The sequence below is a fragment of the bacterium genome, from assembly GCA_021157605.1.
GTDB lineage: Bacteria > Patescibacteriota > UBA1384 > JAGGWG01 > JAGGWG01 > JAGGWG01.
The window spans coordinates 1-16930 of sequence record JAGGWG010000017.1; the positions used below are offsets into that span (position 1 = coordinate 1).

Below are 16930 nucleotides of genomic sequence, written 5' to 3' on the forward strand. Positions count from 1 at the left end.
ATTAAAGGCGAGCTCTCACCTTTAGTCTGCAGAATGACTAATGGTAGATGTCCCATTGCCTCTTGGGTGCCCTGGGGTCAGGCAGTAACAACAATTTCCCAAGGGCAGTTTAACTATATGCCGAGATAAACTATTTTTAGGTCTAATTTTAGATGCGGCAGTTGATAGGCGTGTTTTTTTCTTTTACAATTCAAAAACAATGTCCTATTCGAGGCGAGTTTTTTTAAATACTTTAGCGCAGTCTTTTTCTCGTGTTTTTTCTATAGCAGTAAGCATTGGCACAGCAATGATTTTAACCCGTTATTTAGGACCTGATGGATACGGGAAGTACAATACTGCTATCGGTTTTGTGGGTCTTTTGGCTGTTTTGGGTGATTTGGGTATTTATAATATTTTAGTTCGGGAGTTAAGCCAGAGTTCCTCCAGACGAGAAGAGGTTTTGGCTAATGTTTTTGCTTGGCGTTTGCTTTCTTCTGTTTTGGTGCTTTTGGTTATTGCTGTTGCTGGTTGGTTAATGCCCTACGAAAAGGTGGTTAAATTAGCTATTTTGATAGAGGCTGTTCGCAATTCAGTCTATGTTTTGCGGACATTTTTTACTTCTCTACCCCAAGTAAATCTGCGTTTAGATCTTTCTGCGTGGGGAGAAATTATTGGTCGCGGCAGTTTTCTTTTGTCAGTAATTTTAGTAGCGGTTTTTCATTGGAGCCTGCTTGTGCTTTTTGTTTTGCTGTTGACAACCACAGTTTTGGAGACTTTGTGGATGTTTTTTAGTTTTAAAAAACTGGGCGGTAGTTTGCATTTAGCTTGGGATTCCGAATTTTTAAAAGTTTTTTTAAAAGATTCAATAGTTTTAGGTTTTGCTTATATTTTGGGTAGTATGCATTTTCGTTTGGATACAGTTTTACTTTCAGTGATGAAGCCGGCTGAAGATGTGGGTATTTATAGCGTTGCTTACCGCATTTTTCAGACCTTTGTAATGCTGCCAGCGGTTTTTATCACTGTGGTTTACCCTCGTTTTGCTGAATTGGCAGCGAAAAACAGATGGTCTGATTTTTTCCGTTTTTCCTTGAGGATTCTCTGGTTGGCAGCTTGGCCCTTGGCAATTTTGAGTTTTCTGTATGCTCCTTATATGGTTAGGATTATAGGAGGGGAAGCTTATTCTCAATCAGTTATGCCGCTTTGGCTTTTGTCTTTTGCTATTGTGGGGGGGTTCATGTATGCTGGCTTTAGCCAGATGGCGGTGGCTCTGAAACGTCAAAAACTAGTAGTTTTAGTAGCTGGTGTAGCTGTTTTTATTAATATGGTTTTAAACTTGGCCCTTATACCCGCTTTTTCTTATAGTGGTGCGGCTTTAGCTACTTTAGTTTCCGAGTGTTTTGCTTTTATTGTCTTTGCTTTTCTTTTTAACCGCTTTTTAGGGTTTCGTATTGATTATGGATATTGGCTGAAGATTGTTTTTTTGGCTTTGTTTGTGGGGGTTATTGCTAGGGGTTTACAATGGTTTTTGCCTTATTCGGAATTTGCTCTTCAATCTTTGCCTTTGGCAATGTTAGAGATTGGTTTGATATGGTTGGCTTGTTTTTTGCTTTATTTTGTTTTGGCTGTAAAGTTTAATTTTCTACCCCGGACAATTTTAAAAGAGATAATAAAAAGGTGATGAGTAAACCTAAGGTTTCAGTAGTTATCCCTGCCTTTAATGCTGAAAATACTATTGCCGAGACGCTTTATAGCTTGTTTTGGCAGAGCTTTAGGAATTTTGAAATTATTGTGGTTGACGATGGCTCAAGTGATCGTACTGGCAAAATAGTTGAATCTTTAAAAGGCTGTTCACCTGTTCTTACCTATCTTTATCAAAAAAATAAAGGTCCAGCTGCAGCTCGCAATAAGGGTTTTTCCCATAGCCAAGGAGAGTATTTAATTTGGGTAGATGCTGATGATATTTGGTTGCCGCAGCGATTAGAAATGTTAGTTTCTTTTTTAGACAAGAATGCAAACGTTGATTTAGTAACTTCTGATGCTTATCTTTGGTATCCACCAGCAAAAATAAAGGGCACCTACTATTCAACTTATCCTCTGCCTAAAGAGTTTTCCTTTACAAATTTATTGCAGAGAAATTTTGTCTTTACTTCGACTTTGATGAGACGCAGTGTTTGGTCAGAAACAGGAGGTTTAAATGAATCCAGAAATATTATTGGGGTTGAGGATTATGAGTTTTGGCTTAGGGTTTTAAAAAAGAATTTTAAGCTGGCTGTTTTGGGCGACCCTCTAATGTTTTATCGGATAAATCCCAAAGGTCTTTCTGCTAAAAAGCCAAAAGTTAACCAAGCTCTTCTTGAGATTTTTGCTTTAGTGCGGCGTTTAAATCTTACTGCAGAGGAAGAAAAAATAATTTGTCAGAGAGAGCGCGAACTCAAGCTCCATCTGGCTCAGTCTTATGCCAAAGATAAAAATTTGGATCAGGCTTTAGTTTATTTTCAACAACTTCCTTCTTTATGGGCGCGTCTTTCTTTTTTATTGCTCCAGCGCCGTTATCTAAAATTATGGCGTTTTCTTTTTAAAGCAAAGCGATTCTTGGGCAAGCTAAAAAGGAAAATATGAAACCTAAAGTTGTCCATCTGATTGATGTGTTAGAAAAAGGGGGAGCGCAAAAGATTGTTTTTGATATTGTTTCTTCAGGCGGTTTTAATTTTGAGGTCTTTGCTTTTTGGGGCGGGGTTTATCAAAAAGAGATTGAGTCTTTGGGAGTTAAAGTGAGGGTTCTTGGCATTCATCCTGAAAAAATAGGTTTTCGTCATCCTTTAAACTTATTAAAAACATTTCTTTGGTTAAGGAAAAATATTGCTGAGGTTAAACCCGATATCTTGCAAACCCATCTTTTGGGAGCTGATATGTGGGGGAGGCTGGCGGTTCCTAAAAGAGTGAAAACTGTGCAGACAATCCATTCAGCAGAAAAGTTTAGAGGCAAACTTCTTTCAAGATTTGGTTTAAAGACTTTTCTTTTTGATCGCTGGCTGAACGCTAAAACAGATTTAATTGTGGCTGTTAGTGAGGCGGCAAAAGAAGGTTTAAGCAAAGAAGGGATTAGGCCAGAAAAGATAAAAGTTATATATCCCGGAGTAGACACAAAAAAGTTTGCCCCCAATGAAAAAAAGAGAAAGTTTTGGCGCCAAAAGTGGCAGGCAACTTCAAAATTAGTTATTGGAAGTGTGGGGCGGTTAGCCAAGGTAAAAAGGTTTGATCTTTTAATTAAAGCTTTAAGTTCGTTGCCCAAAGAGATAGTGTTAGTGTTGGTTGGTGGTGGACCAGAAGAAAAAGCTTTAAAAAAGCTTGCTAGTGTTTTAGGGTTAAGAAAGAGGGTCTATTTTTTGGGAGAATGTGATAATGTGGCTGAAGTTTTAAACGGCTTTGACATCTTTGTGCTTTGTTCTGAATGGGAGGGTTTCCCTTTGGCTTTGATAGAGGCAGCTGCAAATCAAAAAGCTATTGTAGCCGTTAATGTCGGAGGCATACCTGAGTTTGTTGAAAATAAAAAAACAGGCATTTTGATTAAGCAAAATCATCCGCAAATTTTGGCCAAAAAGCTTAGATTTTTATATTTAAATCCTCAAGAAAGGAAGCGTTTAGCCCAAAATGCTTATAAAAAAGCCCAAGATTTTGACACCCAAAAAATGGTTGACAGCTATAAACAAATTTATTCTTCCTTATTATGAGACTTCGAGCTTCCATTGTTATCGCTACTCTCAATAGGCATCAGACTCTTTTGCGCACCCTTCCAGAAGTATTAAAACAGAAAGATGATTTTTTAGAAATTGTTATTATTGATCAGTCAGATGAAATCCCCAAAGAGTTTTTGGATTTTGTCAAAAAAGAGCCAAAAATTAAATTTTGGCGTTTTTCAATTAAAAAGCTGACAACAGCCAGAAATGAAGGAATCAAAAAGGCAAAAGGAGATATAATTATCTTTTTAGATGATGACTCTTTAATATTTCCGGGCTTAATCAAGGCGCATCTTGAAAACTATAAAGATCCCGAAGTGGGAGCAGTTACAGGAAGAGAGGTCTTAGAGGATAAGCCTAATTACAGCACCAAAGGGAAAGGCCAGGTTATTACCAAAAGAGGTGAGATTTTTCCCAATACCACTTCTCGGGATAAAGGTGAGGTAGATTCTCTTTGGGGAGCGAATATGTCTATTAAAAAGGATATTTTAAAAAAGATTGGCGGTTTTGATGATGATATCCTTTTAATTAGAGATGAAACTGATGTCTCTCTTCGCATTAAACTTTTGGGTTATAAAATTATTTTTGAACCTAAAGCGAGGATCATTCATCTTCAGGAAAAGAAAGGGGGAACGCGTTTTGACAAGCGTCTTCAGTGGTATTTTAAGTTTTTTCATGATGAAATCTATTTTCAACTCAAATACTTCTCGCATCGTTATCTTTGGCACTTCTTTTGGAGAAAGTTAAGACCTGTTTTAGCTTGTATGTTCTATTACGGAAAAGGCCATCCTAGAGCAATAGTTTTGCCTTTTTTGGCTTTCGGAGCCGGCATAAAGACATATCGCAAGAATAAGGGTTCAAGGTATGTTCCGCTTCGCATTGGCATTGATGTTCACCATTTGAATGCCAAAGTGACTGGCAAGGAAGCTTATGCTTTAGGTATTGTTCAAGCTTTGGTTAAAATTAAGCATACAAATATCTACTTTCTTTATTCCCGCAAAAGACTTCCTTTGTCGCCTTATCGTTTTAAGTGGCGAATCAGCCGAGTTCCGGGATTTTTATGGTATTTTTGGAGCTTAATGCAGATAAAACTTGACGGGATTGATGTTTTGTTTGCCCCCACTTCTTACATATTAGCTTCGCTGGTGCCTGCTAAAGCTTTGCCAGTAGTTCATGATCTAGCTGTGTTTAGAAAAGAATTCAAAAGCCTTTTGAAAGCCAGAATTATAGAGAAAGTTTTGCTAAAGAGAGTTTTGAGGAGCAAGAAAGTGATTTCTATTTCTAAATTTACTGCTTTAGATTTACAGAACAGGTTTCACCTTTCAGGCAAAATAGAGATAGTTTATCCGGGTTTACCAGATTTTAAAAAACATCCCAATCCGGTCCCAATACTAAAGAAATATAGTCTTAAAAAGCCATATATTTTGTCTGTGGGCACAGTAGAGCCGCGCAAAAATTTTTCCAACCTTATTTTGGCTTATAAATCTTTGAAAAAAATTAAAAATAGGTATCAGTTGGTAATCGTAGGTAAAAAAGGTTGGTATGCAGATAACATTTTAGCGCTCGCGAAAAATCAAAAAAACATAAAATTTTTAGGCTATGTGCCAAGAGAAGATTTGAGAGCCATTTTCCAAGAAGCAGAGATATTTGCTCTGCCTTCTAAATGGGAGGGTTTTGGTTTGCCTGTTTTGGAGGCATTTTATTTTGGTTTGCCGGTGATTACTTCTAATGTTTCTTCTTTGCCTGAGGTGGCTAGGGAAGCAGCTTTGTTTGTGAATCCAGACAGCAAAGAATCTATTAAAGAGGCTTTGTTAAAATTAATTAAAAGCAAAAAGCAAAGGGAAGAGTTGGCAGCCAAAGGAAAGGAGAGATTAAAACGGTTTTCTTTTACCCGTTCAGCTAAAAAATTATTAGGAATTTTTAATTCTTATGTTAAGTAGAGTTACTTGGCAATTTGGGGTTTTATCTTTAGCTCTTTTTTTTAGTTTTCTTTTGGCAAAATTTGGTTTTTGGGTTTTTGCTTTTCTTTTGTTTGCCTTTGGTTTTTTGTTTTGTTTTCTTTTTTTTGAAAAGGCTCTTTTTATTCTTGCCTTTTTAATTCCTTTTGAAAAAACATTAGCTTTGGATATCAAGGGTGTTACTGTTAGGTTTTCTCACCTTTGGTTGGGACTTCTTTTTTTGGTTTGGATTCTAAAAATGCTTTTGCGCCAAAAATTTGAAATCAAGAACGACAGAGCTTTTATTTATTTAGGCTTGTACTTTTTAATAGCGCTTTTATCTTTACAGTGGGTTGGTAATTTTCAGAGAGGGGTAGAGGTTTTATTGTTTACTCTTTTCACTCTTTTTTCTTTTTGGTTTATTTTCCAACTCCTTGTTAAAAAAAGAGAGTATTATTTTTTGTTTCTTAAAGGATTGTTGTGGGGCAGTTTAGTGGCCGCTATATTTGGTATTTTTCAATATTTCGGTGATTGGTTAGGTTTGCCTTTATGGCTGACCGGGATTGGCGCTGGTTATACCAAAGCGGTTTTGGGTTTTCCTCGTATAAGAGCTACTTTTTTTGAGCCTCTTTATTGGGGAAGTTTTATAATTATTATTTGGCCATTAGTTTATTTTCAGATTTATGCCAAAAATCGGGTTTGGCCCAAAAAGAGATTAAAGCTTTTGCTTTTGCTTATGCTTATTAATCTCATTTTGACTGTGGCTCGCAGTTCTTATTTGGCTTTTATTGTGCAGGCTTTTGTTATTGCTTTGGTTTCTTTTGTCAAGCACTTTCGGGTGCGTAAGGCTTATTGGTTAAGCATTGCGGGGTTGTTGTTTTTCGCTTTTCTTTTTATTGTTGTTAATTTTCCCCACCTTTTCCCAACTAAAGTACAAGGTTTAATTTCTCATGCTACTTCAATTTCTGACTGGTCAAGCAGAGAGAGGCTTACTACCTGGGAGTCAGCTTTAAAAGCCTTTAGAAAATCTCCTTTAAAAGGCATAGGGATTGGTCAGTTTGGCCCCTATTGGGCTGGTTATCCGCATCAAACTCCGAAATCTGGCTGGCAGATAGTTAATAACCAGCCTTTAGAGCTTTTGGCAGAAACCGGAGTGTTTAGTTTTCTATTTATTCTCTTGTTTTACCTTGCTCTTATTTTTCAGCAGGTGTCAGGGTTAAGAGCTAAGGAAAAGCTTTATGGGGTTCTTAGTTGGGGATATTTGATTAGTCTTTTAGGTTTGGCGGTTCAATGGCAGTTTTTTTCCACTCTTTATATTGTCTATCTTTTTGTCTTTTTTGCTTTAGCTTTGGTTAATAGTTTTTATGCCCAAAACAAAGCCTAATTTTTGGTTTTTATTATTGCTTTTAGCAGTTTTAGCAACTGGTTTTTTCTTGAGTTTTCAGTATTTCTTTTTAGCGGATTTTCCCGTTGGTCGTGATGTTATTACCCATATACTCAGGGCCCAACAAATTCAAGGAAAAGGGTTTTTATATGCTTTTAAAAACTCTTTTTATCCTTTTGCCTACTTTATTTTTATATTTATTCATAAAGTTTTTTCTTGTTTTGGTTTTTCTTGGCAAAGAACTTTTATTTTTCTTGAGTGTTTTTATCTGTTTGTAACCGCTATTCTCTCTGGTGTCTTGGCTTATAAAACCTTTGCTGATTGGCGTGTTGCGGCTTTAAGTTTGTTGCTAGTATCCTCTTCACGCTGGCTCAATGAATCTTTGCGTATTGGGCTGATGGGAGAGATGTTAGGATGGGTTTTTCTTCTTTTGGCTTTGATTTTTCTTTTTGAGAAGAGGTGGTTGTGGTTTTTGGGTTTTTCCCTTGTTCTCTTTTTCAGCCACTTTTTGCCTTTTGCTTTTTTGTCTCTTGTGTTTTTGGGTTTTGCGGTTTTTTGGAGTTTGGTTGGTGCAAAAAAAGAAGCAAAAACAGGACTCTTGATTATTTTTGTTATCCTTGTTGCTCTTGCTTTATTTTATTCTCTTTTTCCAGATATCTTTCAAAAAATTTATGCTGCTTTTTTTGAGCAGAGTACTCGCGAAGGAGAGCGTTCTTTGATCAACTATGCCATTGATTCTGAAAAAAGAAGAATTTTGTCTTATGCCTTTTCTTTTGTTGGTTTTTTGATTTTGGTTGTCAGGTTGCTTAAAAAACGGTTTTTTTCTGTTCAGAGCGAAAAAAAATGGCTCTTTTTAATTTTTGGCCTATTTGGTTTTTTGCTTTGCTTTAAACATTATCTTGGTATTCATTTTTTCAGTTATCGTTTCTATGTTTATTTTGAGATATTTGCTTTGATCTTAGCGGCTTATGGGACGGTAGAGACAGCTAAGATGCTAAGCAAGAGATGGGTTTCTTTGTTGCTTCTGCCTTTGGCTTTTACTCTTATTTATCCGAACTGGAAAGCAACCAAAGAAATTACTTTATGGCAGCTAAACACACCTGAATTAGGGGATGCTCTCCCCCAGAATGATCGTTTAGCTATTGATGAGATTGCCGCAATTTTAGAGCCGAACTCTAAAATTTATGGTCCTACATCATGGCATACCTGGTTGAGTATATATGGTTTTTCCTGCTGGGGAGATTGGTCAGGTCCTGAGTATGCCAAAATTTACTCTCTTAGTGATTTTGACAAATTTAAAGATTATCTTTTAAAAAAGAAGTATAAATATATCTATTTTTCCAGTGTGAGTCCGACTGCTCCTTTGGAAAAAGCGGATTTTCTAAAGCTTGTTTATAATAAATATGGGGTAAGGGTTTATGAAGTTGTTTTTGATTAACAGGCGACATTTTTGGGCTTTTTTGTTTATTCTTTATGTCTTTTTGGCTTTTCTTTGGCCGCTGTTCTTTCTAAAACTGAAAATTTATGTTGTTTTTTTGGTTTTTATGGCAATATGGTTATTAAGTTTTAAGAAAATATGAAGATAGCTCAAGTTTGTCACACTTTTTTGCCTCATATAGGCGGGATCGAACTTTATGTTTACCGTTTGGCTAGAGATTTGTTTAAAAAAGGTGCAGAGGTAGAGGTGATTACTACAGATTGGGGGATAGAGAAGAAAGAAAGTTTTTCTTTTCCGGTGAGATACTTTAAAGGCTCTCCTGTTCTTTTGCGCAATCCTCTTGCTTTAGGTGTTCTTTTCCATTTTTGGAAAAAGGATTATGATATTATTCATCTCCACTCTGTTTGGTTTTGGCCTTCTTTTTGGGCTACTCTTTTACGGAAAAAAGCAAAAGTTGTGGTCACAGTTCATGGTGTTTATCCTGACGAGGCGAGTTTTTTGGTTAAAATGGGGCTTAAGTTCTTTGGCCTGATTGCTTCTTATATTCTTAAAAAAGCAGATAGAATTATTGCTTTGGCTCCTCAGGAGAAAGAAAAATTAGTTAGGATCTTTAAGGTGCCTTCTCAGAAAATAGAGATTATCCCTAATGGTATTGACGCTCCTGCTAATTTAGGAAAAGTGCCCCAATTTATAAAAAAGAAATATGGTCTTAGTAAAAATAAAATCATTCTTTTTACCGGCAGAGTGATTGCTGATAAGAATCCGGACAAGTTAGTTTTGGCTTTACCTGAAATAATTCGGGATTTTCGTGAGACAAAGATTGTTTTTGTGGGGCCAGTAGACAAAGAGTATAAAAAAAAGCTTTTGTCTTTGATTCCTTTTAAAATACGAAGACATATTGTTTTTGCTGGTTCTTTTCACCCAGTAAAAGAGAGAAAGAAGCTCTATTCTTTTTATAAAATTGCTGATGTTTTTGTTTCTATTGGTTCATGGGAGGGTTTGCCGACTCGCATTCTTGAGGCTTTGTCACAAGAAACGCCTGTGATTGCCTACTGCTCTGGCGGCTCTCAGGAATTGATTAAAGATGGAATTAATGGATATTTATTAGAAAAATTAGAGGCAAAACTTTTGGGAAAAAAGATTGTTAAAAGCTTTCGCTTTTTAAAAGTTGGAAGTAAATTTAAAGAAACTAATCGTTTGCTTTTGAAAAAATATCTCTGGTCTTATTTGTTTCAAGAAATAGAGTCTTTATACAGAAAACTTTGCTCAAAAAATGCTGGCTATAAATAACAAAAAATTAGTAGTAAAAATTGTCTTAATTAATTTATTAGTAGCCTTTTTTTGGGTTTTAGGTTTTGGTATTAGTATTTTGGGTTTTCCTTATTTTAATTTTTTGAATGGCTTAATATTTTTCTTTTTGCCGGGTATAAATTTGGCTTTATTTTTGACCCAAATCACAGGTAGGAGATTGAGGATTATAAGTCTTTTTCTTTTTGGTGTACTTATTTCTTTTTTGCTTAACCCAACTATCATTTATATTTTCTCTTTGCTTTTTAACAGAATTGGTCAAGAGCAGTTTGTTTTATTGGTTTTTTTGCTTTACTGGATTTTTAGTTTTGTTTTGTTGCTGCTTTCTTGTTGCTGGGGCAAAAAACACTTTTTAGATTTTAATTTTGCTTTTTTAAAAAAGCATAAGATTTTGTTGTTTGTTTTTTTGGCACTAATTTTTATAGCCGGACTTGGTTTTTTACTTTATCCTTATGTACCTGAGGCAGATGGTTACAGTTATATGGTTAAAATTAGGGACACTCTTACTTATCATCGTATGCCTCTGAGTGAATCAAGGCCTTTGTTTTTTGCTTTGGTTTGGCTGCTTTTGTTTTTGACAAAAATCCCTATTTATTGGTTGTTTAAAATTGTTTTTCCCTTGCTTTTGTTTTTGGTTTTAGCTCTTGTCTTTTATGGTTTGTCTTTCTCTAAAATAAAAAACAGGTTATTATTAATAGTTAGTTCTTTGGCTTTTCTTTCCTGTCCAGTCATATTTGCTGAAGTTTTATACGCCCGTCCCCAAACAGTTTTTATTCTGTCTTTTGTAGTTTTGCTTTTTGTTTTGAGGGATTTTATTTTATCTTCTCAAGCTAAAGATTATTTTTGGCTTGGTTTTTTGCTTTTGTTCAATATTTTGGGTCTCAAAATACACTTGTTTTTTGTCTTTAACATCCTGCTTGTTTTGGTTGTTCTGTTTTTTTCTTTGAGGAACCTAGCAAGAAAATATCCCCTCGAATCACTGGTTATTTTTTTAGTTGTAGTTTTTGGTAGTTATCCTTGGCTGCGGGACTGGGGTTTTGTAGATCAAATTGCCAGATTGGTAAAACCTTTTATTCAGAGTTTGATCCATCCCCATTTTGATCTCTGGTTCATTGATTATTATGTCAATGTTTTTGGTAATGAGCTGGGTTGGCCGGGAATTACCCAGCTTTACTACTATGCTTATAATTTGGGATTGTTTCTCCCTTGCTTTTTAATCTTGTTTTTAGCTGGAGTTAGACAAAAAAGAAAATTGTTTTCCAGAGGCAGTTGGATTTGGATTTTAGGTTTTATAATGTTTTTCTCTATTGCTGAGATTTTTCCGCGTTTAGGAGTAGCTTTTTTGCCTGATAGAGCTTGGTTGTATGTTTCTTTGATTTTGATCTTTTTTGTTCCTACAGTTTTGTCTATTTTTGGGAAAAAACTACTGAAAAAAAAGGTTTGGTTTATTGTCTTTATGCTTAGTTTTGTGCTGTCAGTTTTGGCAAGTTTGTTTGTAGTTTATGCTAAGCAGGGCTGGGTTACGAAAGAAGAAATAAGAGCCGCAGAGTTTATTAAGGAGAATACCTCTTCAAACTCTGTTTTTGTTACTCAGAAAGGCAATTATCCTTTGGTGAGGTATTTTGCGCAAAGGTTTTTTGTTCAAGCACCAAAAGAGTTCTTTTTGGGTGGAGAGATTGATTCAGAGGATTTAGAGTTTCTTAACAATTTATCAGAAAAAATTTCCAAGAAAAAAGAATATCTAGTACAAAATGAAGAAATAGCCAAAAAAATGAAAGTTGTTTTGGGAAAAATGGTTGATCCAGATAATTTAGAAATTAGTTCTTATATTAAAGAGTTCAGTGTTTTAGAAAGTAAATTGTTGAGAAATAAACTTTTTTTAAAAGCAGCAAAACTTTATGGTTTAGACCAAAAAAGACCCGCATACATACTTTATTCTGAAGGTAAGTTTGATTCTCTTTACGGAATGAGAGAATGGTGGAAAAAAGATAATTTTTACGGGGCCAACCTGGATAAATTTGACAATAACCCCAATTTTGAAAAGATATATAACAAGGGCGGTGTTAGGATATGGAAGTTAAAAAAATAATTATGATTAAAGCTAAAAAAGAAAAATCAAAAAGGATTTTAAGACCTAAAATTGTAATGATTCGTTCTAATCCAGTTGATCCTGACCCACGGGTGGAAAAAATAGCCAGAGTTTTGTCTTGTGTTGGCAAAGTAACTATTATCGCGTGGGATAGAGAAGGGGGAAGCAAGAAACGAGAAAAAAGATTTTATGCTGATATTGAGCGTTTGCAACTCCGAGCTAAATACGGATCTTTAATGTTGATATTTCCACTTGTTTTTTGGTGGATTTATGTTTTTTGTCGATTGCTTTTAAAAAAATTTGATATTATTTATGCTTGTGATTTGGATACCTATCTTCCCGCTCTTTTGGTAGCCAAAATTAAGAGAAAGAAAATTATTTACGATATCTTTGATTTTTATGCTGATATGCTCTACTTACCCTCTTTTATTACCAAACCAGTTGGTTGGTTGGATAGAAAAATAATGAATTGGGCTGATGTAGTAATTTTGGTAGATAAGGCACGCGAGAAACAGATTTATCCTGCTAAACCCAAGAAATTAATTTTTATTTACAATGTGCCAGAAATAGAGGATGTTTTTTTAAAAAAGATAAAAAAAATTTCATCAAAAAAAGATTTTTTCTTTTATGCGGGTCTTCTTTCTAAAGATAGAATGATTAAAGAGATAATAGCTCTTTTTAAAAAACACCCTTCTTGGAAATTAGAGATAGCTGGTTGGGGGCCACTAGAAGGTTTTGTTAAAAAAGCGGCGAAATACGAAAATATTAAATTTTTAGGGAGAATTTCTTATGAAGAAGTTTTAGAGAAAACTGCTCAAACAAGATTTTGTTTTGCTTTTTATGATCCTCGGGTTCCTAACAACCGTTATGCGAGCCCAAATAAGTTGTTTGAAGCAATGGCTTTAGGTAAGCCAATTATTACCAACAAGGGCACAAGTATGACAGAGTTAGTTGAGCGAGAAAAGATGGGTTTGGTTATAAAATATGGGAAGGTTGATGATTTTCAAAGAGCCATATCTTTTTTGCTAAAACACCCCTCTCTTTGTCAGAAAATAGGTCAGCGTAATTATCAACTATACAAAAAAGAATATCATTGGAGCAATATGAAAAAAAGATTACTCCGGGTCATCCAGAATTTAATGGTTATTTAATTTTTTAATCTATGTATAAAGCTATAATTACTAATTTTGGTTCAAGTCTTAATAAGGGCAGTGAAGCCTTGTTGCTTGGCCAGATAGATATTTTAAAAAAAGCAAAAGTGAAAACTGTGGCTGTCGCCTGTTATTATAAAGATTTACATATTCAAGGTTTAAAAAAAATAGATCTACCTGGATTAAGCTATAGGTATTGGTTGGATTCTTATCGTCTAGATTTCTGGAAATTTAGTTTGTCTTTATGGCGTTATGCTTTTGCTTTATTTAGGGTGTTGATATGGAGGTTGTTTAATGGATTGGCAAAAAAGAAAACAAAGACATCGCTTTTGTTTATTTTGCCTAAACCACTTCATGATTATATAGATATTGATTTGGTGGTCAATACTGGTGGTGATGTAATTACCAGTGATTATGGCACACTTGGTCTTTTGTGTTATCTTTCCAATTTGTATTTGCCACTGTTAATGGGGAAGCCTATTTTATTTTTAGGTGAAACAGTTGGTCCCTTTAAAGAAAAAATAACAGAAAAGCTAGCTTTGTTTTTGTTGAGAAGAAGTTTAGTAGTTTTTGTCAGAGATATTGAAAGTTATAAGTTTTTGAAGAGGTGTGGTTTGAAAAACATCAGATTGATTGCGGATCCAGCTTTTTTGGTTCCTGCTGCTTCGAAAAGCGAGTTTAAAAAAGTATTAGAACAAGAGAATATTTCTTTTGGTCCCCAAGACAAGTTGGTAGGTATTGTTTTGAGCGAGATTATTTATTGTTATTTGCAAGGAAATAATTCTGTTTCGGAAAAAAAAGAAAAATTGATAAAAATTTTTGTCCAAACAATAAGACAACTTCTTCAGCGTAGAGACGTAAAAATTATTTTAATCTCTCATGTTTTTGGTCCTTGCAATGTTGACGATCGTTGTCTTGCCCAAAAAATTGTTGCTTATTTTAGTAATAACAAAAGAGTTTTTGTATTAAAACACAAGCATTCTTTTGCTGAGATAAAATCAGTAATTGGGCAGTTAAAACTTCTTATTAGTTGCCGAATGCATCCTCTGATTGCTGCGGTTTCACAGGGGATTCCTGTAGTTCCTATTGCTTACAGTCGGAAGTTTTACGGAGTTATTGGGAAAGGTATGGGACTTGCTGAATTTGTTATAGATATTAATGAACTGACAGTAGAGAAGTTGGGGCAAAAGATTAATTTACTTCTTAACAAAAGAAAGCAATCCTATCTTCAAGAAAAATTACAAAGGAAGAATCTTAAAAACAAAAAACTCATTTTTAAAGGGGTAAATTTTTTAACTCGAAAACTTAACTCTTTTTACCGGGATAGCGGTAAATCCTGAAATATATCAAGAGAAAAAATTTGGCTATTAGTTTTAAAAGTATTGCTAACGACCAGAATTTTTTTTGAGAGAAAGTTGTGGCGTTGATTAGGGAGAATTTAGCAAGTAGATAATCAATTAAGCCTACAGGTTTTTTGGGTGTGTATTTTTTATTCAATATCTTTTTTGTTGCTTCAGCTTTTTTGTTTTTAGCAAAAATCATCGTGGCAGCTGATTGGAGTACTTTTTCTGCTTTTACTTTTTTTATTTCTAAATATTGTGTGGCGGTTTGGTGGATGATTTGTTTGCCTTTTTTCGTTCTGACAATAATCAAACTCTTTTTTTCTCGAACTTCTGGAAGCCAGGCATCACCGACAGAGATATCAGCATTGGATGATAAGGCATCTTCGCATATTAAGCAAAGTTTAGGAGTGAAGAAATAGGCTCCCCATAATCCACCCCAAGTTTCCGTGGTGGGAATAGTTATCTTTTTCTTATTTTCAAGCCAGATAGTTAATTTTCCCGGCCATTGACCTGCTCGGTATTTTATCTGGGTAATTTGTTTTTTATCTATTTTATAACGAGAGAAAATAAAATCTAGAGCTGTAGGTTTAAGGGCATGGTGACAAAAAAGTCCTATTTTGATAACAATTTTGTTTTTTAAGGAAGGATTTATTTGTTCTATATTTGCCAAGGCTTTTAGGTGGCAAGGGGAACCAACAAAGGCAAATTTTCCTTCTCTCTTTTTTATTTCTGGTAAAAGTTTTAGAATTGGAGAGTAAATATATTTAGATTGAGTGGCTGCAAGAATTTGTTTTTTGGAAAAAGCTATTATTGGTTTTGGTAGCCAGGGTTTATTTTTATTGGTTGTAGTGACTATTGCTCCGGTTATTTTTTTTGTTTGTAAAAGATATATTAATAGAGTGGTAACCACTCCTCCCGAGGTGGATATTTGAAGTATTTTTTTATTTTTTGATCTACCTAAGTATACTGCCTGATAGGGTCCTATTAGTGGACAGAAATCAGATGACATTTTATAATTTATATATTTTTCTTGCTTTATGTCGCATCAAAAAATATAAGAATATGTTCGTTAAAGCAATAGCCGCAAAAGAACCTTGGATGTCGAATTTTGTTGTCATTAATCGGAATAAGCTTATCTGGACTATAGATCCTAAAAATAAAGATTTGGTGGTTTCAAAAACAGCTTTTGTTCCTTGAGCATTTATTAACCACATGTAGATTTGATAGAAAGTGAAAAAAAGAGAGTTTATCCCCATAATAAGCGTATAGTTTAATTTTAGAGGATATTTGCTTCCAAAAAGGATGAGAGTAGTAGAAGTTGAAAATACCCCCAAAAGTATTATTGCCCACCAAGTTTTTTTAAAAACAAGTTCTATTTTTTTAAGAATTGCTTTTTTGCTTTTTGCTGCTACTGCTGTAGGAAAGAAATTTATCAAGAAAGCCATAACTGCTTGATAGATAATAGCACTGGAGCCTAACATGTAGGCATAGTAAATGCCTAGTTTTTCACTTGGGAGAATTTGATTCAGAATTAATTTATCTGAACTATTCAAAAGACCAACAAAGATCCATAATAAAAAACTGATTAATCCATAAGAAATTATTCTTTTTGCTTTATTTATAGACATTTTTCCTAGCCATATTTTAGAAAAACAAATACCCAACAATGCCACTGAAGTAAAACCAGTCATTTTTGCTATTGTTGGTGCTTGGTAGTTGTCTATTTGGTAAGTAAAGATTAATAAAAGAGCAACAGTTAATGTCAAAATTCCTGAAAATAAATCAACAATAGCATAAAATTTCATCTTTTGGTACCCTCTAAGGAGTGATTTAGCGAAATAATGAAAGGTGTAGATAGTAGCATAGATAAACATTAGGGTGACCCATTTTTGATCAATATGTTGAATTTTAAGTATTAAAGGGTTAGCGAAATAAAAAATCAAGAAAATAATGGAGACATTAATGATAAGGAGGATAAAACCGGTTTTAGCAAGAGTCTTTTTTTCGCTTTCTTTTTTACTTAAAGAAAGGTGATAAACAATAGAGGTTGATATCCCTAAAGTCATCACAAAATAAAGAAGACCACTAAGAGAGTCAAGCAGGGAAAATTTTCCATATTCCGAAGGCCCCAATTTCCTACCTATTATTACTTGGAAAATTGTCATTAAAATTGTCACCAAAAAAGTACTGGTTCCTACATAGCCTAGGTTGCGAGTAAAGCTTTTCATTTCTTGACTCATCTTCTGTTTGAAGAGCCAGAAATGAATTTTATACGTTATTTTTATTAGTTTTTTTTTAATTTGAAGGCTCATCATATATAACCTCCACTATTTTTTCTGCGGCTTTACCATTGCCAAGAGGATTTTTCCATCTTTTTTTCTTGTTTAACATCTTCTTTGTCGCCTCTAGTATTTTTGTGGGCTGGGTGCCAGCTAAGATATTGGCTCCTACCTCAATAGTTTCTGGTCGCTCAGTGTTATCCCGAATGGTTACGCAGGGAACTTTTAGAATGCAGGCTTCTTCCTGAATACCGCCAGAGTCAGTGAGGATAAGACGGGCATTGC

Annotated in this window: 13 protein-coding genes; 10 read left to right on the plus strand and 3 right to left on the minus strand. The window is 34.6% G+C overall.

What is annotated here, in order from left to right; genetic code table 11:
- The first annotated feature begins 199 nt into the window (after nt 1-199).
- From J7K05_02380 to J7K05_02425, 10 genes are all read left to right on the plus strand, one after another.
- A complete protein-coding gene (locus tag J7K05_02380; protein MCD6195016.1) occupies nt 200-1657 on the plus strand; it encodes a flippase in 1458 nt (485 codons plus the stop codon).
- On the plus strand, nt 1657-2598 hold the full coding sequence (locus J7K05_02385) for a glycosyltransferase (GenBank protein MCD6195017.1): 942 nt from the start codon (nt 1657-1659) through the stop codon (nt 2596-2598). Before J7K05_02380 ends, J7K05_02385 begins: the two co-directional genes overlap by 1 nt.
- On the plus strand, nt 2595-3710 hold the full coding sequence (locus tag J7K05_02390; protein ID MCD6195018.1) for a glycosyltransferase: 1116 nt from the start codon (nt 2595-2597) through the stop codon (nt 3708-3710). The genes J7K05_02385 and J7K05_02390 overlap by 4 nt, the downstream gene beginning before the upstream one ends.
- Nucleotides 3707-5656 (plus strand): glycosyltransferase, encoded by a 1950-nt coding sequence (locus J7K05_02395; GenBank protein MCD6195019.1) that lies wholly within the window; start codon nt 3707-3709, stop codon nt 5654-5656. The genes J7K05_02390 and J7K05_02395 overlap by 4 nt, the downstream gene beginning before the upstream one ends.
- The gene (locus J7K05_02400; GenBank protein ID MCD6195020.1) at nt 5646-7037 is read left to right on the plus strand and encodes an O-antigen ligase family protein; all 1392 of its coding nucleotides are present in this window, start codon (nt 5646-5648) and stop codon (nt 7035-7037) included. The genes J7K05_02395 and J7K05_02400 overlap by 11 nt, the downstream gene beginning before the upstream one ends.
- The gene (locus J7K05_02405; GenBank protein MCD6195021.1) at nt 7018-8475 is read left to right on the plus strand and encodes a hypothetical protein; all 1458 of its coding nucleotides are present in this window, start codon (nt 7018-7020) and stop codon (nt 8473-8475) included. The genes J7K05_02400 and J7K05_02405 overlap by 20 nt, the downstream gene beginning before the upstream one ends.
- Nucleotides 8476-8613: 138 nt before the next feature.
- Nucleotides 8614-9765, plus strand: coding sequence for a glycosyltransferase family 4 protein (locus J7K05_02410; protein MCD6195022.1), 1152 nt, complete (start codon nt 8614-8616; stop codon nt 9763-9765).
- Nucleotides 9749-11872: a hypothetical protein gene (locus J7K05_02415; protein MCD6195023.1), complete on the plus strand. Its 2124-nt coding sequence runs from the start codon at nt 9749-9751 to the stop codon at nt 11870-11872. The genes J7K05_02410 and J7K05_02415 overlap by 17 nt, the downstream gene beginning before the upstream one ends.
- A gap of 2 nt (nt 11873-11874) precedes the next feature.
- Nucleotides 11875-13023, plus strand: coding sequence for a glycosyltransferase family 4 protein (locus tag J7K05_02420; GenBank protein ID MCD6195024.1), 1149 nt, complete (start codon nt 11875-11877; stop codon nt 13021-13023).
- Nucleotides 13024-13034: 11 nt separating this feature from the next.
- Nucleotides 13035-14363: a polysaccharide pyruvyl transferase family protein gene (locus J7K05_02425; protein MCD6195025.1), complete on the plus strand. Its 1329-nt coding sequence runs from the start codon at nt 13035-13037 to the stop codon at nt 14361-14363.
- Here the strand turns inward: J7K05_02425 and J7K05_02430 are convergent.
- The 3 genes from J7K05_02430 to J7K05_02440 form a co-directional block, all read right to left on the minus strand.
- Entirely contained in the window at nt 14329-15375 is a 1047-nt protein-coding gene (locus J7K05_02430) for a Coenzyme F420 hydrogenase/dehydrogenase, beta subunit C-terminal domain (GenBank protein ID MCD6195026.1), read from the minus strand. The two genes, J7K05_02425 and J7K05_02430, sit on opposite strands and share 35 nt — an antisense overlap.
- A 1-nt stretch (nt 15376) precedes the next feature.
- Nucleotides 15377-16681, minus strand: coding sequence for an oligosaccharide flippase family protein (locus tag J7K05_02435; protein ID MCD6195027.1), 1305 nt, complete (start codon nt 16679-16681; stop codon nt 15377-15379).
- On the minus strand, nt 16662-16930 hold a 269-nt coding region (locus tag J7K05_02440), incomplete at its 5' end, for a UDP-N-acetylglucosamine 2-epimerase (protein ID MCD6195028.1). The genes J7K05_02435 and J7K05_02440, both read right to left, overlap by 20 nt.